Consider the following 23,310-nt stretch of genomic DNA (forward strand, 5'->3'; position numbering starts at 1 on the left):
GGTAAGACCCGATGTCGCTTAAGCACTTTATCCAAATCACCAAACCGGGGATCATTTTCGGTAACGTGCTTTCTGTGGCGGGCGGTTTCTTCCTGGCCTCCAAGGGACATGTCGATCTGGCCATCTTCCTGGCTGCGATGATCGGCACGTCCCTGGTGGTTGCTTCCGGTTGTGTCTTCAACAACTGCATCGACCGTGACATCGATATCAAGATGGAGCGCACCAAGAATCGCGTGCTGGTCCAGGGCCTTATCTCCCTGAAGCTGGCACTGATCTTCGCGACCGTCCTGGGTGTTGCCGGTGTGGCCCTGTTGTACAAGGTGGCCAACCCGTTGGCGGCGCTGTTTGCCGTGATCGGCTTTGTCATCTACGTCGGCCTCTACAGCCTGTACCTCAAGCGCAAGTCGGTTCACGGCACGCTGGTGGGCAGTCTGTCGGGGGCGATGCCGCCGGTGATTGGTTATGTGGCTGTGACCAATAGCTTCGACATGGCTGCGCTGGTGCTGCTGGTGATGTTCAGCCTGTGGCAGATGCCGCACTCCTACGCCATCGCGATCTTCCGTTTCAACGACTACCTGGCTGCTTCGATTCCGGTCCTGCCGGTCAAGCGTGGCATCCAGGTCGCCAAGAAACACATCCTGCTCTACATCCTGGCCTTCCTCGTGGCGACCTTGATGTTGACCTTCAGTGGCTACGCCGGCATGAGCTACCTTGCCGTCGCCGCCGCCATGGGCATGTACTGGTTGTACATGGCCTGGACCGGCTACAAGGCGGTGGACGACACCGTCTGGGCGCGCAAGCTGTTCGTGTTCTCGATCTTCACCATCACCGCGCTCAGCGTGATGATGTCCCTGGATTTCCAAGTGCCGAAAGAGCTGTTGCTGACCTACGCGCACTGAGTGCCTGAGCAGTAAAAAGGCCCCGCCTTCGAAAGAAGCGCGGGGTTTTTTATTGAGTGAGCTTTAAACTATGCCCAAATCCTACCTATGCAGGACGCAGAACGATGACTAAAAAAGCTGTAATCGTATTCAGTGGCGGACAAGACTCCACCACCTGTTTGATCCACGCGCTGCCGCACTACGATGAGGTGCACTGCATTACCTTCGATTATGGCCAGCGCCATGTGGCAGAAGTCGAAGTCGCCCAGCAGCTCGCCAGTCAGTTGGGGGCCACCGTTCACAAAGTGATGGACGTGTCGTTGCTCAATGAGCTGGCCATCAGCAGCCTGACCCGCGACAACATTCCTGTGCCGACGGTGAACAGCTCAGGTGAAAGCCTGCCCAGCACCTTTGTGCCGGGGCGCAATATTCTGTTCCTGACCCTGGCGGCGATCTACGCCTACCAGGTGAAGGCCGAGACCGTCATCACCGGCGTGTGCGAAACCGACTTCTCCGGTTACCCGGACTGCCGCGATGAGTTCGTCAAGGCGCTGAACCAGGCACTCAAGCTGGGCATGGAATACGACGTGCGCCTGGAAACCCCACTGATGTGGCTGAACAAGGCCGAGACCTGGGCCTTGGCCGACTACCACCAGCAACTGGACCTGGTTCGCGAGCAGACACTGACCTGCTACAACGGCGTCCTTGGCACTGGCTGCGGCGAGTGTGATGCGTGCAACCTGCGCGCACGGGGCTTGAATGATTACCTGCAGAACAAGACGGCTGTCATGCAGAACCTCAAGCAAAAACTGCAGCTCGACATGATCCCCATGTAGATCCCGTCTTGCCGGGCCGGCCTCGGCAGAGCTCGTCCCCAAGTTTTGGGTCGTAGCAGCTGTCGAGCGCAAGCGAGGCTGCGTTGGGGGCCCCGCATATCGTGGGGTGTCAATGCGTCCGCTACGCAGCCTCGCCAAGGCTCGGCAGCTGCTACGACCCAAAACGTGCAGTTGCCCGGTGAGGGATTTGCCTGGATCAGGCCTTGGCGTTGGTCAGGTAGCGCTTGAACAGCGAACGCGCGCCATAAGCCGGCAGGATATTGAAGAACGCAAAGCCCACCTTAATTGCGATCTGCACATAGATCATGCTCAGGATATCGCTGGTCTGCATGGCGCCGTAGAACGCGATAAAGCAGAACAGGAAACTGTCGATAATCACCGCGAAGAACGTACTGAGGAAGATGCGCAGGTACAGGTACTTGGAGTTGGTCAGCTCTTTGATCTTGCACAGCAAATACGAGTTGATGTTTTCCGACACCAGGAACGATATCGAAGAGGCGATCAACACCGACGACACCTGCACAATCACATCGTTGTAGGGGCCGTCGAGCTTCCATCCAGGTAAGCCGGGCAGGAAGGTCGAGCCGTAGAGCAAAACGATGATCATCGCGTTGCTGGCAAAGGCAAACAGGATGGCCTTTCTGGCGAGCCTGAGGCCGAAGTTTTCGTTGAGCAGGTCCACGATCAGGAAGGTCAGCGGATACAGGAAAGTGCCCGGCGTCACGATGATGTCGAGGGACTCGATGTAGATCGGTTTAGTCGCGGCAATGCTGGTGAAGATATAAAAGGTGAAGAGCAGCAGGTTGAGGACGATGTAGACCATCCACGAACTTTCATTGCGGTCGTTGAGGTCGTACGCCGTCACCGTACCGGCCTGGGAGTAGTACTTCTTGTACAGGTTTTTAACTTCCATTTTGTTCAGGTTATCCATGATTTCGCTGTTTAAGACTTCGCTCAACTTGACCCTAATGATCTTGCCCGTGGCGATGATCATGATCACCGCCAGGCGCTTGTCATTTTCGAAGCCAAGCAGTTTGTATTTACTGTTTTCGATCTCGCTTTCATACGTGGTCATTGAAGCGCTCCTCAATGATATCCCCCAGGACACACAGTTGTTCTGAGCTGGCGCAGGCTTCACGGCTGATGAACAGCGTTTGGGTGGCCCGGTCGAACACCAGTTTTTCCTTATCGTCGCTGGACGAACCCTTCTGGATGATCAACAGGTCGCCTGGCTCATTCACGCCCGGTATGGCGCGCTCCAGTTGCACGCCGATCAGGTTATGGGAGGTGCCGAAGTAGTACGTGAGCGGGTAGAGGATCGCCAGTTCGCCAATACGTTTATCCAGGTGCTGCATGACCTGGCTTTCCTTGAGCACCGGCACGGCTGCGGGGTTCATGTTGCCTTGGGGCGAGGCACTGCTCTCGATGATTTCCTTGGCTTCAAAATCGATGGTCTCGATTTCTTCGTAGGACACACCGAAAAAGTCGGAAATCTTGCGCAGGGTCGACTGCTGAACGTTGACGACCTTGCCTTCGAGGATGTTGTAGATCGTGGTGCGGGTCAGGCCGGCGGCGTTGCATAGCGACAGCTGGGTCTCACCACGGCTCTTGATCAAGTACTTGATGTTGCTCTTCAAGTGCTCGGTTTTTTCTCGTCTGTGCATCACGCGCTCACCACTTCCCTTTAGTAAAAACCGTTGCGTTGAAGATGCCGTACAGATTGTTCAGCAAAAAAAGCCCATCCAGGGCGTTCCAGGCATCGCGGCGGGCGCAAGTGTTGCACGCGTGCGGCCTAACAATAAAGTCCCGGATGCGCGTCAGCGCCTGCGCGCAGGGCAAATGGCCATCCGCTCGGTAAAGGGGGACAAAAGCGAACATTTAATTTGGAAAATGTTTAATTTCCTGTTTAATTGAACGCCACGGTTCAGGACGAACTGACACGCAGCGACCAAGGAAAGGACACCCCCCCGATGCCCGTCAATACCGTACACCTGCAGGATCAGGCCGATCTGTTGCGCCGAGGCATGGCGGACCTGCGCGCCGAGGACCTGGAGTTGGCGATGCTGCTGGACGCCGAAGTGGCGCGCCAGCACCGCACACTCTCATTGGTCGCGTCCTCCTGCGCGGTCAAGGCCCGTACTTTGGTGGCCTCCGCGTCTGCACTGGTCAACGTCACCGCTGAGGGCGCGCCCGGCAAGCGTCAACGCGCCGGCTGTGAAAACGTCGATCTGGTCGAGTCACTGGCGATCCGCAGGGCGCGTGAACTGTTCGACGCCCACTACGCCGGCGTGCAGTCGCACTCGGGCTCCAATGCCAATGCCCAAGTGCTGTCCGCCCTGCTGGAACCAGGGGATACCTTGCTGGGCATGGCCCACGATCACGGTGGCCACCTGACCCACGGCAGCCCTGCGGTGTTTACCGGCGCCTACTACAAGGCAATTCGTTACGGCACCACTGCCGAAGGCCTGATCGATTACGAGCAGGTGCGCACCCTGGCGCTGGCCCATCGTCCACGCATCATCATTTGCGGTGCATCGGCGTATTCACGTGTGCTGGATTTCGAGCGGTTTCGCGCCATTGCCGACGAGGCGGGCGCGATCCTGCTGGCCGATATTTCCCATATTGCCGGGCTGGTCGTGACCGGTCGGCACCCCAGCCCGATCAACGCGGCGCATGTCACCACCACCTGCACCCACAAGCAGCTGGGTGGCCCGCGTGGTGGCCTGATCCTGTCCGGCCGCGACGCCCATACCAAGGTGCCGGGCTTGCGGGCGACCTTCAGCCGTGTGCTGGATCAAGCCGTATTTCCGCGGATGCAGGGCGCGCCGGCGGTCAATATGATCGCCGCCAAAGCCGCCGCGCTGGGCTACGCGATGACAGCGGAATTCGACGTCTGCATGGGGCGTGTTCGCGCCCTGGCCGATGAAACGGCCTACGCCTTCCAGGCCCATGACTATGAAGTGGTCGGCGGGCGCAGTGAAAACCATACCGTGCTGATCCGCCTGCGCGGGGATATGACCGGTGCCATCGCCGAGTCGGCGCTGGAAGGCTGCGGAATCGTGGTCAGTAAAAGTCGGGTACCTGGCGAGACCCGTTCGTCTGCCGTTACCAGTGGCCTGTGTATCGGCACCGGCTCCATGGCGCAACGCAATGTCGATGCGCAGGGCTGCCGGCAGGTCGTCGATCTGGTGTGCCAGGTACTTAGCCAGGTCACGCCGCTTGGCGAACACGAATACCATGTCGAGCCTGCTGTGCAGTTGCAATTTCGCGCTGAACTTGAGCGTTTGTGCGCCCAATACCCCATCGCAGACTACTGGGAGCACTGAAACCCGCCCATGAAAAAGCCCCGTCGTCGAAAGCCGTACGGGGCTTTTTCATGGGCGCTCGGTTAAATCAGCCGACCCTTGTCTCGTCATATTCATCTATACGAGCAGTGCGAATCCATCATCCGCCTACAAGGAGTAGTCACCATGGTCAGCGTCAGTCGTCGATCCCTTCTCGCCCTCGGCGCCGCCCTGCCTTTGCTCGGACGCCTGGATTGGGCGGTTGCCGCGTCGCCGTCGGCCAAGACTGACAAGGTGTTGCTCAACTACAACGAAAGCCCCTACGGGCCTTCGTCGGCTGCCCGCGAAGCGATGCAGCGCGGCATCGCCACCGCGGGGCGTTATCCCTATAAACACATGTACGCCTTGGCTGAGTTGTTTGCCCAGCAACAAGGGATTGCCGAAGAAAAGGTGGCGGTGTTTTCCGGCTCCATGGCCGCACTGCGCTACGCGGTGCTGGCATTTACCAGCGAAACCCGCGGCCTGGTGATGGCTACGCCGTCCTACGAAGTGCCGCGCCAGTCCGCCGAATCAAACAAGGCGCCGGTCAAAGAAGTCGCCCTCGACGGCGAGCATGCCCACGACATCCCGGCCATGCTGGCGGCTGACCCCCAGGCCGGCATGCTCTACCTGTGCAACCCCAACAACCCGACGGGCACCGTGACGTCGACCGACGCCATCCGCCAGGCCCTGGCGAACAAACCCAAAGGCTGTGTGCTGGTGGTGGACGAGGCCTACATCGACTTCGCCGAGGCCCCGAGCGTGGTGAGTTGGGTCAAGGACCACGACGACCTGCTGGTGCTGCGCACCTTCTCGAAAATCTACGGCATGGCCGGCGCCCGCCTGGGCCTGGCAATCGGCCATCCAGCATTGCTGGAACGCCTGGCGGTGTTTGGCGGCGACAACGTCCCGGCCGGCTCGTCCTTGCTCGGCGGCCTCGCCAGCCTGGAAGATGTGAAGCTGCTGCCACAACGCAAGGCGCTCAATGCCCAACTGCGCGAAGACACCATTACCTGGCTCAAAGGCCGTGGTTTTACCTGCACGGCATCCCAGGCCAACTGCTTCATGATCGACGTGAAGCGCCCGGCAGAGCAGGTCATCGACGCACTTGCCGGCCATGGCGTACTGATCGGGCGCGTGTGGCAAAACTGGCCGCAGTGGGTGCGAGTGACGGTGGGGAACAAGCGGGAAATGGCGCGGTTTCGCGAGGTATTTGCGGCAACGGTCTAACGCAGTATTGAATTCATGTGGGAGGGAGCAGCTCCTCCCACATTCAGTTCAGTGGTGTCACTGTTGCGCGATGCTGTATCCATCAAACGCGCTCTGCTGCTGCAGTGCGCTGATCACGCTCTTGCGGGTCAGCGGCTGTTCAGCCCCCGAGTTATCCACAAAGCTCTCGACTTCCAGCTCGGCTTCATCGCCTTCACCCACAAAGCTGAAGCCCAGGAACTCAAACGCCTCGCGGTCGATGTTCAGCTTGGAGCGTGGCGTGCGCAGTGGCAGGGTGACGCTGATGCCGTCCTTGCTGATCACAAACACCTCGGCTTCTTTCTTGGGACGGGAAGCCTTGCTCTTGCCGGCGCTGGGGTTGCTGATGGCCTGGTGAGACTGGTTCAGCACCTTGAGGGCCAGGCCGTAGACCAGCTCCTGGAACTCGGGGTCGTCCTTGAAGCTGGACAGGATGCGGCTGATGGAGAATTTGCTGCTCAGGTCTTCCAGCGCGATGTTGTCGGCGGCTTCGGCGTCCTTGAGCTGCTTGAGCTGGCCCATCAGGTCGTAGGCCTTATCGTCATCGAACGCGTCGTGGGCCTGGCGGATAGCAAGGCGCAACTCGCGGATCTGGTCGCTTTCCTTGGAGGTGTGAAACGCGTCCAGCACCATCTCGCTGATGATCTTGGCGGCTGGCACATGCTGTGAAAGATTGATGGCGTTTTCGTATTCAGCTTTGGCGTGCAGGGCGACTACGGATTCTTCGGTGGAGTGTTCGGTGTAAGAATCGGACATTGAAATTTCACTACTTCAGTAAACGGGGAAGACAAAAAAGCGTCGCGCATTTTCAGGGGGGAGGGGGATCAGGTCAAGGCAGCACAATGCCCTTATCGCGGTGCAAGGCAGTAAGCGCCCGCTGCAAGCGCACCGCTCGTCCACAAAACAAACCTACGGTATAGAGGTGTCGTGGATAATCGGCGAGCCTGCACGCATTGGTCCAGCGTAATGGCGCTGACGCGATTACTCCAACTGCTTGAGGCACCGTTCAAGAATAACCAGCCCTTCCTCCAGCACCTCGGGCTCAATCGTCAACGGTGCCAGCAGCCGAATGATATGCCGCGACTTGCCACTGGGCATCAGCAGCAACCCGGCATCCCGCGCCAGGCCCAGCAGTCGGGTCAGTTGCTGGGGCGCAGGTGTGCCGTCGGCATTCACCAGTTCGATGCCGCGCATGGCGCCGACGCCGGTCAGGCGGCCCAAAAAGGGCGTCAGGTGCTGCGCACGCCAGGTTTCATAGCGGCTCACAATAGCGGCCTCCTGCCGGGCTCCCCAGGCGTGTAACGCCTCATCCGTCATAGCGTCCAGCGTGGCCAGTGCCGCCGCGCAGGCGATGGGGTTACCGGAGTAAGTGCCGCCCAGCCCGCCTTTGGGCAGGTTGTCCATCAACGGCTTGCGCCCGACCACCGCCCCCAATGGCACGCCGCCGGCGATGCTTTTGCCGAGCAGGATCAGGTCCGGTTCGATGCCCAGGCGCGAGAAGGCAAAACGCTGGCCGGTGCGGCCAAAACCGGATTGGATTTCGTCGGCAATCAGCAGGATCGCGTGTTCATCGCAGAAGCGCCGCAGGGCCTGGGCGAACTCGATATCCAGGGCGAGGAATCCGGCCTCGCCTTGCACCGGTTCAAGGATGAAACAGGCTACGTCGCTGACGTCGATTTCCACACTGAACAGGCGGTCCATGGCCTTCAGCGCCTCAGCGCAGCTCACGCCATTGTCGGCGCTGGGGTAGGGCAGGTGATACACCGCGCCGGGCAGGACGCCGACCTTTTGCTTGTAGGGCGCCACTTTGCCGTTGAGATTGAGGGTGGCCAGCGTACGGCCGTGGAAAGCCCCGTCAAAGGCAATCACCGCCGTACGGCCGGTGGCGCCGCGTACGATTTTCAAGGCATTTTCTGCGGCCTCGGCGCCGCTGTTGGTGAGCATGCCGCTGATGGGGTAGTCCACCGGGATAAACGCGGTCAGGCGGTCCATCAGTTCGATGTAGGGCATGTGCGGCGCGGCGTTGAACGCATAGTGGGTCAACTTCGTTGCTTGTTCACGAATGGCCTGCACCACGCCGGGGTGACAATGGCCGAGGTTGAGCACACCGATGCCGCCGACAAAATCGATATAGCGCTTGCCCGTGGTGTCCCAGACCTCGGTATTCCTGCCGTGGCTGAGGCTGATGGGATGAACGATGGAAATCGACTGGCTGATGGTTTCGCGGCTCATGAATCCTGGACTCGGCAGTGGCGGGCGTCTTTTTATCTAAGCCGTGGGCCTGGCCTTGTCGCAAACGAAATAAAGTCGCCGGGTCATTCCAAATCGGAAGGAGCTGTTGCCAAAAGGTCGTTTGTGGCAGCGCACCAAACCCGTCAATACTGCCCCGGCAACATCAGAAACCGGCGCAGGCTGTGCGGTGCCGAATAATAAGGAACGACAGGGAGAGCCTCGCATGAACCCATTTAAAACCACCTTGGCCATGATCAGTGCCGCCGCCGTCTTTGGGCTGGCCAGCACCGCGCATGCCGGTTCGACCCTGGACGCGATCCAGAAAAAAGGCTTTATCCAGTGTGGTGTCAGCGACGGGTTGCCCGGTTTTGGCGTGCCCGACAGCCACGGCAAGATGACCGGCATTGACGTGGATGTGTGTCACGCCGTAGCGGCGGCCGTGTTTGGTGATGCGTCCAAAGTGAAGTTCACCCAGTTGACCGCCAAGGAGCGTTTCACCGCGCTGCAGTCCGGCGAAATCGACCTGATCTCACGCAACACCACTTGGACCAGCTCCCGCGATTCGGGCATGGGCCTGGTGTTCACCGGCGTCACCTACTACGACGGCATCGGCTTTTTGGTGAACAACAAACTGGGTGTCACGGCCGCCAAGCAACTGGGCGGCGCAACCGTGTGCATCCAGGCCGGCACCACCACCGAGCTCAACGTTGCCGATTACTTTCGCACCCACGGCCTGAAGTTCACGCCGATCACCTTCGACACCGCCGACGAAAGCGCCAAGGGCCTGGAAGCCGGGCGTTGCGATGTGCTGACCACCGATCAGTCCGGGCTGTACGCACAGCGCATCAAGATGGCCCATCCGGATGAATTCGTCGTGTTGCCGGAAGTGATCTCCAAGGAGCCGCTGGGCCCGCTGGTGCGCAAGGGCGATGACGAGTGGTTCAGCATCGTCAAGTGGACCCTGTTCGCGATGATCAACGCCGAGGAAATGGGCATCACCTCGCAGAATGTCGAAGAGCAGGCCAAGACCACCAGGAACCCGGACGTTGCGCGGCTGCTCGGCGCCGATGGCGAGTACGGTCAGGACCTGAAACTGCGCAAGGATTGGGTGGTGCAGATCGTCAAGCAGGTGGGCAACTACGGTGAAGTGTTCGAGCGCAATATTGGTCAGGGCAGCGTGTTGAAGATCAAGCGCGGCCTCAATGCCCTGTGGAACAACGGCGGCATCCAGTACGCGCCGCCGGTGCGCTGACAGGGCTACGCCGACACGCCATCTTTCCCCGCCGCCTTGGCGCGATACAGGGCCTGATCGGCACGTGCCATCAGGGCGGCGGGGGATTCATCCATGCGCCGCTCGGCCACGCCGAGGCTCAGGGTGACGATGAGGTCATCGCGTATCGGCATGTTGCGTATCGTTCGGCAGATGTTCTCGGCCAGGGTCCTGGCGTTTTCCAGCGAGCTTTTTGGCAGCACCACCATGAATTCATCGCCACCCCAGCGCGCCAGCAGGTCGCCTGGGCGGATGCAGCTCTCCAGGCATTCCACGACCTGCACCAGGGTTTGGTCGCCTACGCCGTGACCGTGTCGGTCATTGATCGGCTTGAAATCATCGATATCCATCGCGATCAGTGCCAATGGCAGGCGAAAACGCTGGGCGCGGTCGCAGGCTTCCAGCAGCACTTTTTCCAGGCGGTAACGGTTGGCGACGAGGGTCAAGGCATCCCGTTCGGCCAGTGAGCGGTTTTCGTCCAGTTGTAATTGCAACTGCTGATTGACCCGCGACAGCTCGCGCGTACGCTCGGCCACCAGTGCCTCAAGGGATTGATTGCGTCGCTCCAACTGCTCGACCGAGGACTTGCGCAGATGGATATCGCGATGGGCACCCACCATGCGTGCAACCGAACCGTCTTCATTGCGTGCAATCACGTAACCACGGTCTTCAATCCACAGGTAGCCGCCATCTTTTTTGCGGCAACGGTATTCGGTCTGGTAATGGGGCGTGCGCCGGTGGATGTAATCATCGAACACCGTCATCACGTGGGGGTAATCCTCCGGGTGGATGACGCTCTCCCAGGTGAACACACTGTTTTCCAGGGAGTGGCTAGGGTAGCCCAGCATTTCGTACCAGCCTGGGCTGCGGTAGACGAACCCGGTATTGGCGTTCCAGTCCCAAATGCCGTCGCTGACCAGCTCCAGCACGGTGTGCAACATGTCGGCGTTAAAGTGAGAAAAAGCATGATTGAGCGGGTTGTTGCCGGAAGTATCGTTCATCTGCGCATTCCTTGCGGCGGCAGGCAACCAAGGCCTACCAATATTGACGCCGATACTCCGTGGCTGGGGCTACTGTACAACGGGGATTGAACGCTTTGAATAGGGGGGTGTGATGCTGTTGGATGGTGGCAGTAGGCTACTGCTTTGGCGCCGCCATTCTTGTCCGAGGTTTCCCATCGGCGTTGTGCTGGTAAATCGCCTCAGGCTGCCCCCGCTCGTTGAAAAACACCTGGCCGATCCCTGCTGAATTCCACAACCGTTCACCGGCTTCGGCATGTTCCGGAATATGTGGCACCACCTGCATGGTGCGCCGGCGAGTGAACCAGTTCAGAGGCGAGCGCGGCGAGTACAGCCAGCGGTTGAGACGGTCGAACCATTCCAGCAGTCGCGGTGGGAATTCGTTCTTGATGCCGCTGCTGGTGATCTGCCAGATCCTGGGGCCAGCGTCGCGGTGGCGGATCAGTACTTCATAGACGAACGAGTAGTGCACGTCGCCCGAGAGGATCACGTAGTTACCCGGCGTGCGCGAGTGACGGAAGATGTTGAGGATCACCTGGGCCGCGCCGCGATGGGCCATCCAGTTTTCGGCGTCCACCAGTAATGGATGGCCGCACCAACTGAAGATTTTCTGCACGGTCTCGATCAGCTTGACGCCAAAAATCGGCGCGGGCGAGACGATGATGGCCGAGGGGTGATCGAGCAGTTCCTGCTGCAGTTCGCTCAAGGCTTCCCAGTCCAGCAGGCCGGACGGTTGCTTGAGGGTGAATTCGCTGCGCCAGCGCCGTGTGCGGGTATCGAGCACCACCAGGGCCGGCGTGGTGGGCAGGACGTAATGCCACTGCTGGAATTTCAGCAGGGTTGCCAGCAAATTGTCCTGCGCGAGGGCATCCAGATGATTGTTCTGCGTCTGGGTTGCCAGTGCCTGGGTTTGGCCCACCAGCTCATCAAAGGCATCCGGGTTATTCCCCCAGCCTTGGCACAGCAGGTAAGCGAGCAGGGCGTTACCGATGATGCGCTTGGAAAATGGATGGCCGTAGGCGGTTTCTTCCCATTGCGCGCTGAGGTTCCAGTCGTCGGTGATGTCGTGGTCGTCAAAGATCATCAGTGTGGGCAGATGGGCGAAAACCCTCGCAGCACCCGGCAAGCCCTCTCGAAATTTATCCACCGTCACCTGCTCGCGACCGTAGCGCGAGGATTCATCGGCGCTCAGTTGGGGTGGCTGCGGGTTGATCAGGCGCCAGGGCGTGGGCGACCACACCAGCAGGTACATCGCCATGACCTCGGCAAAGGTCACCAGGTGATTGTCGGCGGTGCTGCTGGTGAAAATCGGCTTTTTCACGCCGCCGAAAAACCGCTCGCGCAGGGTCTCGTTGCTGTCCAGCGCCGGGAGCAGATCGGCGCGGTTGTAGTAGCTGGCGCTATGTGCGTAGAGGCTGGCGCTGTTGTCGACCACGGCGCCTTCCAGAGATTCGTCAAACAGGCCCAGGCGCGCAATCAGCCCGTGGATCGCCCGCAGCATCGGCCCTGCTACATCATCGGCATACACCTGGTCGCCGCTCATCATCAACAAGGCCGGACGGTCGGCGGGTGTTTGTGCATCGGCCAGTAGGCGGTCGACGCAGAGCAAGCCTTCGTCGGCGCTGTGGTGAGGTTTGCGGCACGAACCGTGTACCAGTTGATGGATGCGGCTGTGCAGCACGAAATTCGGATATTGGGCGTTGGCGTACAGCAAGTGGGGTGCCCATTGGGCAATGCCAATGCCGTCGACGAGCAGGTCATAGTCGATCACTACATCCTGCGGCAGCGCTTCCTCCAGTCGTACATCAATCAGGTGGACAAACGCCTCGCGTCCCACCGGCACGACTTGGCACTGGTCCTGGCCTAGCGGGATATCCAGGCGTTGCTCGGCACATTGCAGCCTCAGCATCAGTGGCAATGCTCGGCTTCCCACCAGCCACAGCACCAGCCGCTGGGGTTCGAGGCGTCGCAGCAGAGGGCCGGCGAGCACGGCGGGCAAGGTGTCGGGATGTGGCATGCAGTAAAAGGCTCCGGCCAGGGTTGAACCGGCAAGGTTAGCGCAATGGATGTCAGTGTTTTGTTAAGGCGTGGCGGCTTGTGGAGACGAAGGGCTGTGCACAGCCCTTCGTGCGACGATTTAGAGCAGGTTACCCTTGCCCAGGCTGTCCAGGCCACCGCTGCCCGTGCGTCGGCTGTTGCGCGCTGAACCGTCGGACTCCTGAGGCTCCAGTTGCGATCGAGGTTCATCGATGCTGCGCTTCTTGCGTTGAAGGGCGGCGTCATCCTGCGGCGCTGCGGGGTATTGAAGGGGGGGCACTGCGCAGTTGATAGGGCTGAGCATGGAAGTATCCTTCTATCAGTCTAGGGGGACTTCGCCCTTTAGAGCGAAGTGGCGCCAAACTTACAGAGGGCGAGGAAGGGCGAGCTATAAACGCCTTACTGCAAGATATGACGGCCGTGACGAGCGTAGTCAAAAGTCATCAGCGGCGCCCTTTGCGCAGCCTTCGCTGGCAGGGGATGTCGCGCCTTCCTTGCCTTCCAGCACGAAGGCTGCGCGGTTTTGTGCCACCACATTACGTAACGCGCTGTAGTAATCCGGCAGTTTTTGCAGGCTATCGGTGAGCGGCAACAATGACGCCCGGGTGTCGACCGTTCCGCCCACCAGGCTGATGGTGCCCAATGTCTGCACGGTATCGCTGTCTCCCAGCGGCGAAACCAGGAAGCTCAACACCTTGCCTGTCGCATCGCGGCTGTTGCTGGTGCCGAGCAATGGCAATTCGACAATCGGCCCGGCACCCACGCCCCATACGCCGAACGTTTGGCCAAAGTCGGCGGAGTGGCGCGGGATGCCCAGGCGGTCCGACACATCAATCAGCCCCACCACACCTACCGTGGTATTCACTGCAAAACGGCCAAGGGTGTTGACCGAACGGCGTGGGTTGCCTTGCAGTAGATCGTTGATAAATACCTTCGGCTCGCTGAAGTTGCTCGCGAAGTTATGCACACCCTGCTGGAAAAATTCCGGGAGGTAGCGGTAACCGCGAGCAACAGGCGCCAGCGCGTAGTTGTCCACCGCTCGGTTGAATGCAAACACACTACGGTTGACCCGTTCGGCCGGGTCATGCACTGGGTAGTTCACCTGCGCGCAGCGGGTGGACGGCGCTTTCGTCGGGTTCGCACAGCCCGCCAGGTAGGACACAGTCAGCAACAGTACCGCCTGGCGAGCCAGGTGGTGGGGGTAGGTCAGCGCACGCATGGGCACAGTCTCCGCAAAAGGGACGCCGATTCTGGCGCTGCGGCCCGCCACGCCTGGTGTACTTCGGCCGGCCCCTGGGCCTCAAGCGCGTGATGACCAACCTGATGGACAACGCCATTCACTATGGGCACGCGCCGGAAATCGAACTTCGACAAGGGGCGCATCAAGTGGTGATCCGCGTGCGGGATCGCGGGCCGGGGATTGCCGCCGAGCACCGCGAACAGGTGTTCATGCCGTTTTATCGCCTGGAAAATTCACGCAATAAAAGCACCGGCGGTGTTGGGCTTGGCCTGTCTACTGCCCGCGCTATTGTGCTGGAGCACGGCGGCACTCTCACCCTGGCAGAACGCCCGGGCGGTGGGTTGGAGGTGGTGGTGTTGCCGGTGTGATGACAACACCAGATCACGGTGGGAGTGTCAGGTGTGTGAGTCTCCAGTCACCTTCGGCACGGTAAACCGGAACTCACTGCCACGGCCCACCTCACTCTCCGCCACGATCTTGCCGCCATGGGCCTGGACGATGCCTTGGGTGATATACAGCCCCAAGCCACTGCCGGTGGGGTTGTTTTCGGTCTGGGTCCAGTAGCGGTCGAACACATGGGGCAACTGATCTGGCGCAATGCCTTCGCCGGAGTCGCGCACCGAGAACACGATTTCTTCGCCGTTGCTCATGGCGCTGATGCCGATATTGCCTTGGCGTGGGGTGAACTTGATGGCGTTGCCGATCAGGTTCGACAGCACCTGGAACAGCCGCTCCGGGTCACCGTTGATCAACAGACCAGGCTCGGCGTTGAACGACAGGTCGATGCCTTTTTCCATCGCCAGCGGTGCGAGCAACGAGTAGGCCTCTTCGAACATCTGGCTCACATCCAGCGCCACCGGCTTGACCACATAGCGCCCGGCCTCGATTTTCGAGGTGTCGAGCAAGTCTTCCAGCAGCACATTCATGCGCCCGGCGGCTTGCTGCATGGTGTCGATGGCCGAGGAAATCCGCCGCGAAGTGTGTGGGCCGTCGGAGCTGAAGGCCTTTTGCATCATGCCGCACAGCATCGAGATGACCGTCATCGGGTTGCGCAAATCGTGGGACACCACCGCCACCAGTTCATCGCGGGCACGCACGGCTTGCTGCTCGCGCAGCACCTGGCGGGCCAGGTCGTTTTCCAGGGCGGAGCGACGCAAATCGTTGGCGGCGAACAGGTCGCCATGGCTCCACTTGGTGGAGATGCCGGCCATTTCGACTTTCCAGATTTCAAACGAGGTGCGTGGGCGAAGGCGTAGGCCAGCGTTGGAGTTTTCCAGGTCCAGCGGCTTGTTCGGGTCGCCGCTCCAGTTGATGTTCTCTTTCACTTCCGGGCGGAACCACAGCACGCCGTTGTCCACCGGTTTAGGCAGGCTCATGGCCAGGACACCGCTGGCCATTTGCTGGAACTCAGCGGCTGGCGGGTAGACCGAGGCCAGGTTATGGCTGGAAAACACCGGCTCGCCGCTCTCTTGCAGCCACTTGTGCAACGCGCGGATCTGCGCCGGTTCCGGGCAGTTGCCGTAGCGGTGCAGTTGTTTGTCTTCGATGATCGCGATGCCGCCGGACAGGGTCAGGTCCATCAGCACTTGGCCTTGCTGGGCGAGGCCATCGAACACGTTGTCCGCTGAGGCTTTCATCGCCTGATCCAGCAGCGCCAGGGCCTCGACTTTTTCCTCGCGCTGGCGGCTCAGGTCCAGAGCTTCCATGGCGCTGATTTGCAATGACAATACCTGGCCGATGGTCTGGCAGGCGGTGCGCAACTCGTTGGGTACCAGCAGTGGTTCACGGTTGCCGCAACTGATCAGGCCCCAGAGTTTGTCGCCCTTCATCAACGAGATGCTCATGGACGACAGCACGCCCATGTTCTGCATGTACTGGCAATGAATCGGCGACACACTGCGCAGGGTGGCGAAGCTCAGGTCCAACGGCTCGCCGCTGTCCGGGCGCAGCTTGGGCAGCAGTGGCACCGGCTCATAGGCCGCGTTGGGAATAATGCGCAGCCAGTTGGTGCGATACAGCTCGCGGGCCTGCTCGGGGATGTCGGACGCGGGGAAGAACAGCCCGTTGAACAGTTCCATGGACGGCGCCGACGCTTCGGCAATCACCTGGCCATGGCCTTCCTCTTCGAAGCGGTAAATCAGCACACGGTCGTAGCCGGTCATGGCCTGGATTTCATTCACGCTGATTTCGTACAGCGCTTGCAGGGTTTTCGCCGCCTGCAAACGTTGCAGCATCTTGCCCAGATCACTGGTGCGACCCTTCACTGCCCGTGGCCGGAAGTTTTCCAGCAAGGGTTCGAACTCCAGCACCAGCACGCCCTGATGGCGATGCAGCAGGCCGTCGAACTTGGCACCGTTGAAGGTCACGTGCAGCGGCGGCGCGTCGATAAAGTTGTTGTGCTCAACCATGTGTTGCACGGCGGCAGCAGGCTCGGCGCCCAGTAGCGTATGCAGTGGTTGGCCCAACAGGGCTTCGGGCGCATGGTTGAACAGGCTGGCGACGTTGGTACTGACCTGAATGATCTTCAGGTCGGGGTCGGACAGCGTCAGCAACACACCATGGGGCTGGATCGCCCCGGGAAAGCGGATCGGCTCGTCGGCACAGTTGGCAAGCAGTTCCTCAAAATCATCGGGTTTCATAGCAGTACCTCCTGGCTGTCGAGCCATTGCTCAAAGCAGCTGAATGTCGAACGGGCCGCGTCCACTGCACGCTGTCTGGCTGACGCGTCCTGCGGCTGGCGGCCCAGATAGTCGAGAAAGTCTTTCCAGCGCCGACCGGTCTCGGCGCCATACACATTGAGAAATGCACCGCCGTTGTCGGCATCCAGGTCCAGGCGCTTGGCCATTTCCCGGCGCAACACCTGGCCGCCCAAGGTGGCGCCTTCCAGCACATACAAGGCACCGACGCAGGCGGCGGGGGTGTCGAGTGGCGGGAGGTGAGGGCGGCAGGGCAGCGCGTTGATGGCGTCGTCATTCAGGCCAAGGGCATGAAGATCGTTCAACAGCGTCGGGGTTTTCACACGCAGTACAGGGTCGAATCCTTCGGGGATCAACTCACAGTCATACAGCGCTGCTTCCATTGGTCCATAAAAACCGTAATACGCTTGGAGCAAGCGTCGATACCAGTCGGCATCCAGTTGTTCGCTGAAAAACGGCAGGCGCTTTTCCAGCGCGACATGCAGTAGGGCCGTGCCTGTGCGCAACGCTTCCAGCAATGAGGGCGCAGCAACGTCAGGGACCTGTGAATGCATTCAGTAAGCTCGAACTGTGGGCCTGCCGGCCGTAAATGACGCATAGAAGTGGGCGACGATTCTACACATCTCATGGCCATTGGCTGTATGCACAAGGCGAAGAGCCTGACCAGCGGATCAGAAAAATCGCTCCTTGCTCATTAATGACAGCAGCGCGTGTCCCAAAGTTCGGTTTAAGTGATGTCGCGACGCCATCAATGCAGGCGCGAGCCTTGTTGCGTCAGCGCCGTTTGCACACACTCAAGCAGGTGTTCGGCGCTCCACGGTTTTGGCAGGAACCGCACCGACCCCCCCAGTTGCGCCGCGATCTTGGTGTTGCCGGATGTCAGCACCACCTGCACTTCCGGCCATCTATGAGCCACCACCCGACTCAAGTCGTAGCCGTTGAGCAAACCAGGCATCTGAACATCACTGACAATCAGGTCGACCTGTTCATCATCACGCTCCAGAAAAATCATCCCTTCATCCGCCGAAGGAAACGAGGTGACATGCGCCCCGAATTCCTCCAGTACATCCACCATTAACGAGCGAATGATCTCGTCGTCTTCCAGCACTAAAATCGATGGCTGAGCCATGATCCTTACTCCACCATCAGGGGTTAGTAAGGTGGAGTCGAACGCGGCGGGATAGGTTCGATTGGATATGTCCTAAACGATGGGTGGTAATTCAGAGTGTCTAGTTTGCGTATTTGGCGGGAGGTGCGGCACGATGGCTGTGCTTTGTAACCCACGCAAAAGGCTATCAACCGTGAACGCTCACTTGATCGACCATGACCTCGGCAATCGCATGCTTAAAGTCGACCACGCCGGTGAGCATGGCGCGATTTGCATCTACAGCGGCCAACTGTTTATAGCCCGGCTGTTCAACCCGAGCCTGGTCGCGGAACTCACCGAGTTCCTCGGCGACGAGCGCCGCCACCGTGCCGTGTTCAACGCCGAGTTGCAGCGCCGAGGATATCCGCGTTGCCGCAGCTACTGGCTGTGCGGGCTCGGTGGGCTGGCGTTGGGTTTGCTCACAGGTCTCTGTGGTCGCAAAGCCATCATGACCACCACCGTGGCGGTCGAAAGCGTGGTGCTTAGACATCTGGCCCATCAGCTGCACGCCCTGCGCAACATCGACCCGCTGGCGGTGGCGGCCATTGCTTCGATTGTGGATGAGGAACAGCACCATCACGACCAGTCGGCGGCGCAGATCGATGTGAATGATCCCTGGTTCAAGATGCTGACGCCCGTGGTCACTGCATGGACCGAAGCGGTGATCTGGATGGGCATGCGTTCCTGACAAACAGGCATAATCGTCGCACCAGCCGATGTGGAGTCCCTATGAAGTACCGTGCCGTGATGACCCTCGCCCTGATCTTCAACACCCATGCAGCCCTGGCGGCCGGCGATGCCGAGGCGGGCGGCAAGCTGTTCACCAAGACCTGCGGCGGTTGCCACAGCGTCGGCGAAGGCGCGCGCGGCGGGTTTGGGCCGGAACTCAATGGCATCATCGGCAGGCCTGCCGGCACCACCACCGACTATCAGTATTCCGATGCGATGAAAAATTCCGGCGTGGTCTGGACGCGGGACAAACTCGCCGCCTACATCGAGGCGCCGAAGAAGGTGGTGAGTGGTACGCGGATGATCTTCTGGGGGATCAGTGATCAGGAGAAGATTGAAAATATCCTGGCGTACCTTGAGACCTTCCAGCCCAAATAATCACTTGCGCACATTGTTGCGCCGTAGTCAGGAGCGCGCGCAACCGATGCTCGATCACGTCGGCATCGGCAAGCCTGCTCTCCACAAAAAAACGCTCACTAGAGAGATCGTGGCCAGCCTTCAAGGTTTGGAGAGTGCGGAACATTCCGTTCAATTCCGAGTCCAGTCATCACACCCCCCCTCACACCGATAAGGACATCCCGTGAAGCGAATCGCATTGCTCTCCCTCGCCCTTGCCCTGTGCGCCTGCCAATCCAACCAACGCGACTCCTCGCCGACCCTGCTTAAAGACGGCATCCAGTTTCGCCAGAAAACCGTGACCGTCGACGCCGAACACGCCAAAGTCATCATGAAAGCCGTGGGCGGCAACAACCCCGTCAAATTCGCCATCAGCCGCGAAGGCGACCCCGACCAACGCCCGGAAATCCTCGGCACCGTGGTGTACAACGGCGAAGGCCAAGTCTTCAACTGGATCGCCAAAACTGTCCAAACAGTAACCAGCGCCGGGTTCCGGCGTTTTCCACAGCTGGAAACCCAGGCCGATCCGGGTAAGAAACTCACCGTATTCGGCAGCGCTGGCAGCATCGGCAATGGGGATTTTTACAGCTGCGTGCCGCCGGTGAGCACGTTCGTTCCGGAGAAGGCCAAGGTGTATCTGGTGGAGTTCCAGTTCTCGCCGAGTCGTTCGGCGTGTATGCAGCAGGTGTTTGATATTACGGACCCAGCGAATCGGGTGTTGATTGGTGGGGCGGGGGGTGAGACGAAGGCGGGTTAAACGGTTATTCAGCGGTGGGCATAGCCCACCGCTTGCGTGACGACCACCCCGTTGAAGGTGTGGGTGCAGCAGTCGCAATAAGGTTTCATGTTTTCGGGTGTCAGTTGTGGTTCTACCTTTTGCAGCAGACCTGCGTCGTCGACGTATAGGCCGCTGTAGTAGCTGTTTTCATCCGTTCTCACGTAATCCTGTTTCTCGCTTTCATGTAGCGCAACCACCCAGAACACCGGATTCGGCCGATCCAGGCGTGCGTTGGCTTCGCTGAAAACCGCGTCCCATGGCTGACCGACCTTGGACAACAGGAAGCGGAACAGCGGCGTGTAATCAAAACCGTGGCGTTGATGGTTGTGCATTGAACCTCGGGTGGCGAGCGTGTCTTTTTCGGTCTTGGTATTCCGTTCGTACCGGTAAGCGCCACAACTGCCGTGGCGCACGCCATGGGTTCGGGTGTTGACGGAGCGGTAGAGGAGGGGCTTTTTCGCTGTGGCTCTCATGACGCTTCCTTGGGTTGTTTTGGAGGTGGTGGCCAGGCGCCTTGGTAGTGGAAGGAGATTTGGTAGTCGAAAAGGTCCGGCTCTATCACCTGCCGGAAATGAGGTTGGAGAATTGCGATCCAGTTTGGCTGAACGTCAAAACCCCCTGCGTAGATTTGTGGTTCCTCCTGTAGACCAAGTGCGTTAAGAATACTGTCGTCCTCCTCAAAGTTTGCTGAGTATTCGTCTGCCTCCAAGTGTTCATTTATTTTGTTGAACCATTGCAGTCGTATTTTCATCGTCATAACGAATCCGCCACTCACTTTTGTATACGTCGTTCTTTTTTTGCCGGGCCGCGTTGCTCAGCGGTATAGGGGTCAAAGGAGCCTAGGTGTTTCACATCGCTGTACCTATAGACTTCAAGTTCGCCTTTTTCTGAATCCCATTCAAAAAGCCTCTTTCCTTTGGCGTCTTTCCATCGCTCACGAAGGCCGCCACCACTACGTTTACTATTTTTCTTCTTGAGTTCAATCAAACCTGGAAAACCAGTGATGTCCTCTGTTCTGGGGGCAGGAAAGTAATCGTAATCTGAGTTTCTCAGCCCCTTCCGCGGCTCACTCACCACCACATACAGCGGCCGAACCCCGGACCCCACGGGGAACACCAGAATAAAATCCCGATACTGCGGCGGGTAAATCGGGTTCACCAGAATCTGCGCCGCCTTCTCCGTAGGCGGGTAAATCCAGATCACCGGCGCCTGCGGCGCAGCCTGCAACGCCGGAATCCCCAGCGTGTCACTTGGGTCAACGGCGGGCGTCCAGATCAGCTCAACACCCTCACCCAAATCTGCTACCAACTGATCGCTGCGTGTTTGGAGCTGCACCACTTCAATCATCTGCCAGGCGGGGTTGTCGCCGGTGTAAAAACCATAGCCCTTGAGCGTACCTTCTTCCCGCTGCTCGATATGTAAACGCATCTGCGAACGCGCCTGCTGCATCGAGCGTAATTGCTCCTCGCTATACAGCGCGCTATCGCCCAGCTCCCCGGGCCACACCAGCGCTACCAACCCGCCTAACAGAGGCGCGGCCACAGAACCGATTGCGGCAGCGGCCGACTCCACCACCGCCGTACGCAACGCCAGCTGCCCCAAGCCAACGGGCAAGGCGCTGCCGCTGATCTTGCGCAGGGCAACAGCGCCCCGGCTGTCAACTTCACGGCCGCCCAACAGGCTGAAATGGCCGTACTCCGTGATCAGCTCAAGTGGTACGTAGGCAGTGGGATCTGAGTAGTGGGTGTGGCCGTCGGGCAGTTGGCAAGGCTTCACGAAAACACAGCCAGGCGCTTTTGCGGGTGCAGATTTTGCGGCAGGGAATGGTTCGAATAAATCAATCAACGGTGAATAGGCCGCACGCTTTGGCTGTGGCGTCAGGATGCGCTGCTTGCGTAGTTGTTCCTCGGTGGGAGGGTAAAAGCGTTCTGACATGAGGGGCTCACTTCCTTGTGCGAGGGAGTGAGGCTACGGGGAGGGATCAGGGGGATGGAATTGGCATTTTTCGATGGAGGTTGTGGGAAAAGTAAGCGTGCTCTCTATAGCAGCGGGACGTTTACTACGTTCCAGGTCCTGGAGAAACCGCTGTGGTTTTATGGTGTGGGGGAGGGCGCTATCGGGGGCAAGTCGAATCGTCGCACCGCCCGTCCCACATTGTGATCGGTGTATATCCGCTGATCAGCTCAGCAGATGCTTGGAGATGATCCGCGAAATCTCAACGATCGACGTCTTCCCCGTAAATTCAAACTTCACTTTTCCCAGCGACGAAAAGTAAATCTCCAGCTCCGAATCCAGGTCAAACGTGCCGGATGTTTCCACCGAGTACGCGACGATGTTTTTGTACGGCAGTGAGGTGAAGTCTTTCTTGCTGCCGGTAATGCCCTGCACGTTTACGGCGATGATACGTTTGGTGGTGAAGACCACGCCGTCGCGCATGGCTTTGTAGGCGTCGATGACTTCTTCGCCGTCCAGCAGCAGGGCCGAGACGCGTTCGGCGTATTCGTTGTTTTGCTTGAGCTTGAAGAAGCCTTTGTTGTTGAAGTCGATCATTTTGACGGTCCTTGTGGTGAGTCAATTAGAGCGCGTTATCGTTGGCGTCCATCGGGGCAAGCCCTCCACATGGCATCATTGGATGGCTTTTAGGTAGTCCTTGAGTGCGTCAAGCGGTGAGTTCAGTTCCTCCAGCGTGCTGGCTTGCCGCACCTCACCCGCCAATCGCTGCAACTCCCGCCCCAACACCGTATCCGCGCCGCCCAGTGCGGCCAGTGCCTGGTCAACACACGCACGCAACTTGAGCTGGATCGTCGGCAAATCCACCTGCCGCACAAGCAACCCAAACACCTCCCGCTCATACCCATCCATCACCAGGTCGTCCCTCAATACCGGACTGCCGCCGTCCTCCTCGTGCACGAGTTTGAGTGCAAAAAGCGCAACAGCTTCCAGCGTCAATTCCATGGTGTCGGTTCCTCTGGGGCGGGGAGGGCGATGATCACCGTTATCGGCGTGAAAAAAAAGACCTGCCGGGTTGGATGCAGGGGGAACAATATTTATTGGCCAGGTTCCAACCCGCCTTGGCGAGCGTATCCAGTCACCACATGGATCGGGTGCAAGGCAAACGCCCTCAAAGACGAGGACGCAACCCATGCAGTCATCCCATGCCCAAGCACCTTTCAGCACTGGCGAGTCGACGCCGCGCGTAGCTTGAGGACGAACTTCAAATACACCTTCTTACGTGGGGGGCGTTCTATATATAGAAGGATTTGCAGGTCTACGTGCCATTTGATAGAAAAACCAAATTAACGCTTGACCGCAGATTCTGGAAGCCTATAATTCGCCCCACTTCCGGCGCAGTCGAAACGGAAAACTCCTTGGTAAACAATGAGTTACGCAGTTTTCGGCAGCAAGTTGCTTCAGTTCATCGAAGCCAAAAGGAAGTTGAAAAAGAGGTGTTGACAGCAGCGTGTAACGCTGTAGAATTCGC

General features: G+C 59.2%; 24 protein-coding genes and 1 pseudogene. 9 read left to right on the forward strand and 16 right to left on the reverse strand.

The genetic code is table 11. The features are described 5' to 3' along the window. Positions 1 to 11 precede the first annotated feature (11 nt). Both cyoE and queC read left to right on the forward strand, forming a co-directional pair. The gene (cyoE, locus tag AOA60_RS29255; RefSeq protein ID WP_019817484.1) at positions 12 to 899 is read left to right on the forward strand and encodes a heme o synthase; all 888 of its coding nucleotides are present in this window, start codon (positions 12 to 14) and stop codon (positions 897 to 899) included. A 104-nt stretch (positions 900 to 1,003) separates the two neighbouring features. After that, positions 1,004 to 1,714, forward strand: coding sequence for a 7-cyano-7-deazaguanine synthase QueC (queC, locus tag AOA60_RS29260; RefSeq protein WP_099587278.1), 711 nt, complete (start codon positions 1,004 to 1,006; stop codon positions 1,712 to 1,714). 196 nt (positions 1,715 to 1,910) lie between these two features. Here the strand turns inward: queC and AOA60_RS29265 are convergent, their stop codons facing one another. Together AOA60_RS29265 and AOA60_RS29270 are read right to left on the reverse strand one after the other, a co-directional pair. Beyond that, positions 1,911 to 2,789: a queuosine precursor transporter gene (locus tag AOA60_RS29265; protein ID WP_099587279.1), complete on the reverse strand. Its 879-nt coding sequence runs from the start codon at positions 2,787 to 2,789 to the stop codon at positions 1,911 to 1,913. Then, a complete protein-coding gene (locus AOA60_RS29270) occupies positions 2,776 to 3,378 on the reverse strand; it encodes a helix-turn-helix transcriptional regulator (RefSeq protein ID WP_099587280.1) in 603 nt (200 codons plus the stop codon). Before AOA60_RS29270 ends, AOA60_RS29265 begins: the two co-directional genes overlap by 14 nt. Before the next feature lie 306 nt (positions 3,379 to 3,684). Here AOA60_RS29270 and glyA point away from each other — a divergent pair, with 306 nt between their 5' ends. Continuing rightward, complete coding sequence (gene glyA, locus AOA60_RS29280) at positions 3,685 to 5,040, forward strand: serine hydroxymethyltransferase (RefSeq protein ID WP_099587282.1); 1,356 nt, start codon at positions 3,685 to 3,687, stop codon at positions 5,038 to 5,040. A 144-nt stretch (positions 5,041 to 5,184) separates the two neighbouring features. After that, complete coding sequence (locus tag AOA60_RS29285; RefSeq protein ID WP_099587283.1) at positions 5,185 to 6,267, forward strand: pyridoxal phosphate-dependent aminotransferase; 1,083 nt, start codon at positions 5,185 to 5,187, stop codon at positions 6,265 to 6,267. A 57-nt stretch (positions 6,268 to 6,324) separates the two neighbouring features. Here the strand turns inward: AOA60_RS29285 and AOA60_RS29290 are convergent, their stop codons facing one another. Continuing rightward, a complete protein-coding gene (locus AOA60_RS29290) occupies positions 6,325 to 7,041 on the reverse strand; it encodes a hypothetical protein (RefSeq protein ID WP_099587284.1) in 717 nt (238 codons plus the stop codon). Between the two features lie 225 nt (positions 7,042 to 7,266). Then, positions 7,267 to 8,517 carry an aspartate aminotransferase family protein gene (locus AOA60_RS29295; RefSeq protein WP_099587285.1) on the reverse strand — a complete coding sequence of 417 codons (1,251 nt, stop codon included), beginning with the start codon at positions 8,515 to 8,517 and terminating at the stop codon, positions 7,267 to 7,269. Positions 8,518 to 8,740: 223 nt separating this feature from the next. Here AOA60_RS29295 and AOA60_RS29300 point away from each other — a divergent pair, with 223 nt between their 5' ends. Beyond that, positions 8,741 to 9,769: an amino acid ABC transporter substrate-binding protein gene (locus tag AOA60_RS29300; RefSeq protein ID WP_099587286.1), complete on the forward strand. Its 1,029-nt coding sequence runs from the start codon at positions 8,741 to 8,743 to the stop codon at positions 9,767 to 9,769. 5 nt (positions 9,770 to 9,774) lie between these two features. Here AOA60_RS29300 and AOA60_RS29305 read toward each other — a convergent pair whose 3' ends face one another. The 4 genes from AOA60_RS29305 to AOA60_RS29320 form a co-directional block, all read right to left on the reverse strand. Continuing rightward, positions 9,775 to 10,788 carry a sensor domain-containing diguanylate cyclase gene (locus AOA60_RS29305; RefSeq protein ID WP_099587287.1) on the reverse strand — a complete coding sequence of 338 codons (1,014 nt, stop codon included), beginning with the start codon at positions 10,786 to 10,788 and terminating at the stop codon, positions 9,775 to 9,777. A 136-nt stretch (positions 10,789 to 10,924) separates the two neighbouring features. After that, entirely contained in the window at positions 10,925 to 12,823 is a 1,899-nt protein-coding gene (locus AOA60_RS29310) for an alkaline phosphatase D family protein (RefSeq protein WP_099587288.1), read from the reverse strand. A gap of 120 nt (positions 12,824 to 12,943) precedes the next feature. Then, a complete protein-coding gene (locus tag AOA60_RS29315) occupies positions 12,944 to 13,147 on the reverse strand; it encodes a hypothetical protein (RefSeq protein ID WP_099587289.1) in 204 nt (67 codons plus the stop codon). A 129-nt stretch (positions 13,148 to 13,276) separates the two neighbouring features. Beyond that, a complete protein-coding gene (locus tag AOA60_RS29320; RefSeq protein ID WP_099587290.1) occupies positions 13,277 to 14,062 on the reverse strand; it encodes a VacJ family lipoprotein in 786 nt (261 codons plus the stop codon). 41 nt (positions 14,063 to 14,103) lie between these two features. Here AOA60_RS29320 and AOA60_RS29325 point away from each other — a divergent pair. After that, positions 14,104 to 14,451, forward strand: a pseudogene (locus AOA60_RS29325) (sensor histidine kinase); the annotation flags it as partial. Positions 14,452 to 14,478: 27 nt separating this feature from the next. Here the strand turns inward: AOA60_RS29325 and AOA60_RS29330 are convergent. From AOA60_RS29330 to AOA60_RS29340, 3 genes are all read right to left on the reverse strand, one after another. Beyond that, positions 14,479 to 16,722: an ATP-binding protein gene (locus AOA60_RS29330; RefSeq protein ID WP_099587291.1), complete on the reverse strand. Its 2,244-nt coding sequence runs from the start codon at positions 16,720 to 16,722 to the stop codon at positions 14,479 to 14,481. Continuing rightward, complete coding sequence (locus AOA60_RS29335; RefSeq protein ID WP_099587292.1) at positions 16,719 to 17,333, reverse strand: biliverdin-producing heme oxygenase; 615 nt, start codon at positions 17,331 to 17,333, stop codon at positions 16,719 to 16,721. Before AOA60_RS29335 ends, AOA60_RS29330 begins: the two co-directional genes overlap by 4 nt. Positions 17,334 to 17,527: 194 nt before the next feature. Then, complete coding sequence (locus tag AOA60_RS29340; RefSeq protein WP_099587293.1) at positions 17,528 to 17,908, reverse strand: response regulator; 381 nt, start codon at positions 17,906 to 17,908, stop codon at positions 17,528 to 17,530. Between the two features lie 172 nt (positions 17,909 to 18,080). On the opposite strand from AOA60_RS29340, the gene AOA60_RS29345 reads away from it, so the two are divergent. The 3 genes from AOA60_RS29345 to AOA60_RS29355 all read left to right on the forward strand — a co-directional run bounded on the left by AOA60_RS29345 (position 18,081) and on the right by AOA60_RS29355 (position 19,808). Continuing rightward, the gene (locus tag AOA60_RS29345) at positions 18,081 to 18,614 is read left to right on the forward strand and encodes a demethoxyubiquinone hydroxylase family protein (protein ID WP_256592901.1); all 534 of its coding nucleotides are present in this window, start codon (positions 18,081 to 18,083) and stop codon (positions 18,612 to 18,614) included. Positions 18,615 to 18,655: 41 nt separating this feature from the next. Then, on the forward strand, positions 18,656 to 19,033 hold the full coding sequence (locus AOA60_RS29350) for a cytochrome c family protein (protein ID WP_099587294.1): 378 nt from the start codon (positions 18,656 to 18,658) through the stop codon (positions 19,031 to 19,033). Positions 19,034 to 19,235: 202 nt separating this feature from the next. Continuing rightward, positions 19,236 to 19,808: a hypothetical protein gene (locus AOA60_RS29355; RefSeq protein ID WP_099587295.1), complete on the forward strand. Its 573-nt coding sequence runs from the start codon at positions 19,236 to 19,238 to the stop codon at positions 19,806 to 19,808. A gap of 8 nt (positions 19,809 to 19,816) precedes the next feature. Here AOA60_RS29355 and AOA60_RS29360 read toward each other — a convergent pair whose 3' ends face one another. From AOA60_RS29360 to AOA60_RS29380, 5 genes are all read right to left on the reverse strand, one after another. Next, positions 19,817 to 20,302: a hypothetical protein gene (locus AOA60_RS29360; protein ID WP_099587296.1), complete on the reverse strand. Its 486-nt coding sequence runs from the start codon at positions 20,300 to 20,302 to the stop codon at positions 19,817 to 19,819. Next, positions 20,299 to 20,586, reverse strand: a complete 288-nt coding sequence (locus AOA60_RS29365) for a colicin E3-like toxin immunity protein (RefSeq protein WP_099587297.1) — start codon at positions 20,584 to 20,586, stop codon at positions 20,299 to 20,301. Before AOA60_RS29365 ends, AOA60_RS29360 begins: the two co-directional genes overlap by 4 nt. Before the next feature lie 14 nt (positions 20,587 to 20,600). Beyond that, the gene (locus AOA60_RS29370) at positions 20,601 to 21,764 is read right to left on the reverse strand and encodes an S-type pyocin domain-containing protein (protein ID WP_099587298.1); all 1,164 of its coding nucleotides are present in this window, start codon (positions 21,762 to 21,764) and stop codon (positions 20,601 to 20,603) included. Between the two features lie 243 nt (positions 21,765 to 22,007). Further along, entirely contained in the window at positions 22,008 to 22,379 is a 372-nt protein-coding gene (locus tag AOA60_RS29375) for a PH domain-containing protein (protein WP_053257892.1), read from the reverse strand. A 75-nt stretch (positions 22,380 to 22,454) separates the two neighbouring features. Further along, positions 22,455 to 22,784, reverse strand: a complete 330-nt coding sequence (locus tag AOA60_RS29380) for a hypothetical protein (RefSeq protein WP_099587299.1) — start codon at positions 22,782 to 22,784, stop codon at positions 22,455 to 22,457. Positions 22,785 to 23,310: the final 526 nt, after the last annotated feature.

Origin of the sequence: Pseudomonas sp. 2822-17 (assembly GCF_002742485.1) — a bacterium.
GTDB classification, from domain to species: domain Bacteria; phylum Pseudomonadota; class Gammaproteobacteria; order Pseudomonadales; family Pseudomonadaceae; genus Aquipseudomonas; species Aquipseudomonas cyclaminis.

What these genes read in the sequence shown, in the direction of transcription:
- cyoE (WP_019817484.1), top strand. Translation starts at nt 12, where the DNA reads ATGTCGCTTAAGCACTTTATCCAAATCACCAAACCGGGGATCATTTTC.
- queC (WP_099587278.1), top strand. Translation starts at nt 1,004, where the DNA reads ATGACTAAAAAAGCTGTAATCGTATTCAGTGGCGGACAAGACTCCACC.
- AOA60_RS29265 (WP_099587279.1), bottom strand. Translation starts at nt 2,789, where the DNA reads ATGACCACGTATGAAAGCGAGATCGAAAACAGTAAATACAAACTGCTT.
- AOA60_RS29270 (WP_099587280.1), bottom strand. Translation starts at nt 3,378, where the DNA reads ATGCACAGACGAGAAAAAACCGAGCACTTGAAGAGCAACATCAAGTAC.
- glyA (WP_099587282.1), top strand. Translation starts at nt 3,685, where the DNA reads ATGCCCGTCAATACCGTACACCTGCAGGATCAGGCCGATCTGTTGCGC.
- AOA60_RS29285 (WP_099587283.1), top strand. Translation starts at nt 5,185, where the DNA reads ATGGTCAGCGTCAGTCGTCGATCCCTTCTCGCCCTCGGCGCCGCCCTG.
- AOA60_RS29290 (WP_099587284.1), bottom strand. Translation starts at nt 7,041, where the DNA reads ATGTCCGATTCTTACACCGAACACTCCACCGAAGAATCCGTAGTCGCC.
- AOA60_RS29295 (WP_099587285.1), bottom strand. Translation starts at nt 8,517, where the DNA reads ATGAGCCGCGAAACCATCAGCCAGTCGATTTCCATCGTTCATCCCATC.
- AOA60_RS29300 (WP_099587286.1), top strand. Translation starts at nt 8,741, where the DNA reads ATGAACCCATTTAAAACCACCTTGGCCATGATCAGTGCCGCCGCCGTC.
- AOA60_RS29305 (WP_099587287.1), bottom strand. Translation starts at nt 10,788, where the DNA reads ATGAACGATACTTCCGGCAACAACCCGCTCAATCATGCTTTTTCTCAC.
- AOA60_RS29310 (WP_099587288.1), bottom strand. Translation starts at nt 12,823, where the DNA reads ATGCCACATCCCGACACCTTGCCCGCCGTGCTCGCCGGCCCTCTGCTG.
- AOA60_RS29315 (WP_099587289.1), bottom strand. Translation starts at nt 13,147, where the DNA reads ATGCTCAGCCCTATCAACTGCGCAGTGCCCCCCCTTCAATACCCCGCA.
- AOA60_RS29320 (WP_099587290.1), bottom strand. Translation starts at nt 14,062, where the DNA reads ATGCGTGCGCTGACCTACCCCCACCACCTGGCTCGCCAGGCGGTACTG.
- AOA60_RS29330 (WP_099587291.1), bottom strand. Translation starts at nt 16,722, where the DNA reads ATGAAACCCGATGATTTTGAGGAACTGCTTGCCAACTGTGCCGACGAG.
- AOA60_RS29335 (WP_099587292.1), bottom strand. Translation starts at nt 17,333, where the DNA reads ATGCATTCACAGGTCCCTGACGTTGCTGCGCCCTCATTGCTGGAAGCG.
- AOA60_RS29340 (WP_099587293.1), bottom strand. Translation starts at nt 17,908, where the DNA reads ATGGCTCAGCCATCGATTTTAGTGCTGGAAGACGACGAGATCATTCGC.
- AOA60_RS29350 (WP_099587294.1), top strand. Translation starts at nt 18,656, where the DNA reads ATGAAGTACCGTGCCGTGATGACCCTCGCCCTGATCTTCAACACCCAT.
- AOA60_RS29360 (WP_099587296.1), bottom strand. Translation starts at nt 20,302, where the DNA reads ATGAGAGCCACAGCGAAAAAGCCCCTCCTCTACCGCTCCGTCAACACC.
- AOA60_RS29365 (WP_099587297.1), bottom strand. Translation starts at nt 20,586, where the DNA reads ATGACGATGAAAATACGACTGCAATGGTTCAACAAAATAAATGAACAC.
- AOA60_RS29370 (WP_099587298.1), bottom strand. Translation starts at nt 21,764, where the DNA reads ATGTCAGAACGCTTTTACCCTCCCACCGAGGAACAACTACGCAAGCAG.
- AOA60_RS29375 (WP_053257892.1), bottom strand. Translation starts at nt 22,379, where the DNA reads ATGATCGACTTCAACAACAAAGGCTTCTTCAAGCTCAAGCAAAACAAC.
- AOA60_RS29380 (WP_099587299.1), bottom strand. Translation starts at nt 22,784, where the DNA reads ATGGAATTGACGCTGGAAGCTGTTGCGCTTTTTGCACTCAAACTCGTG.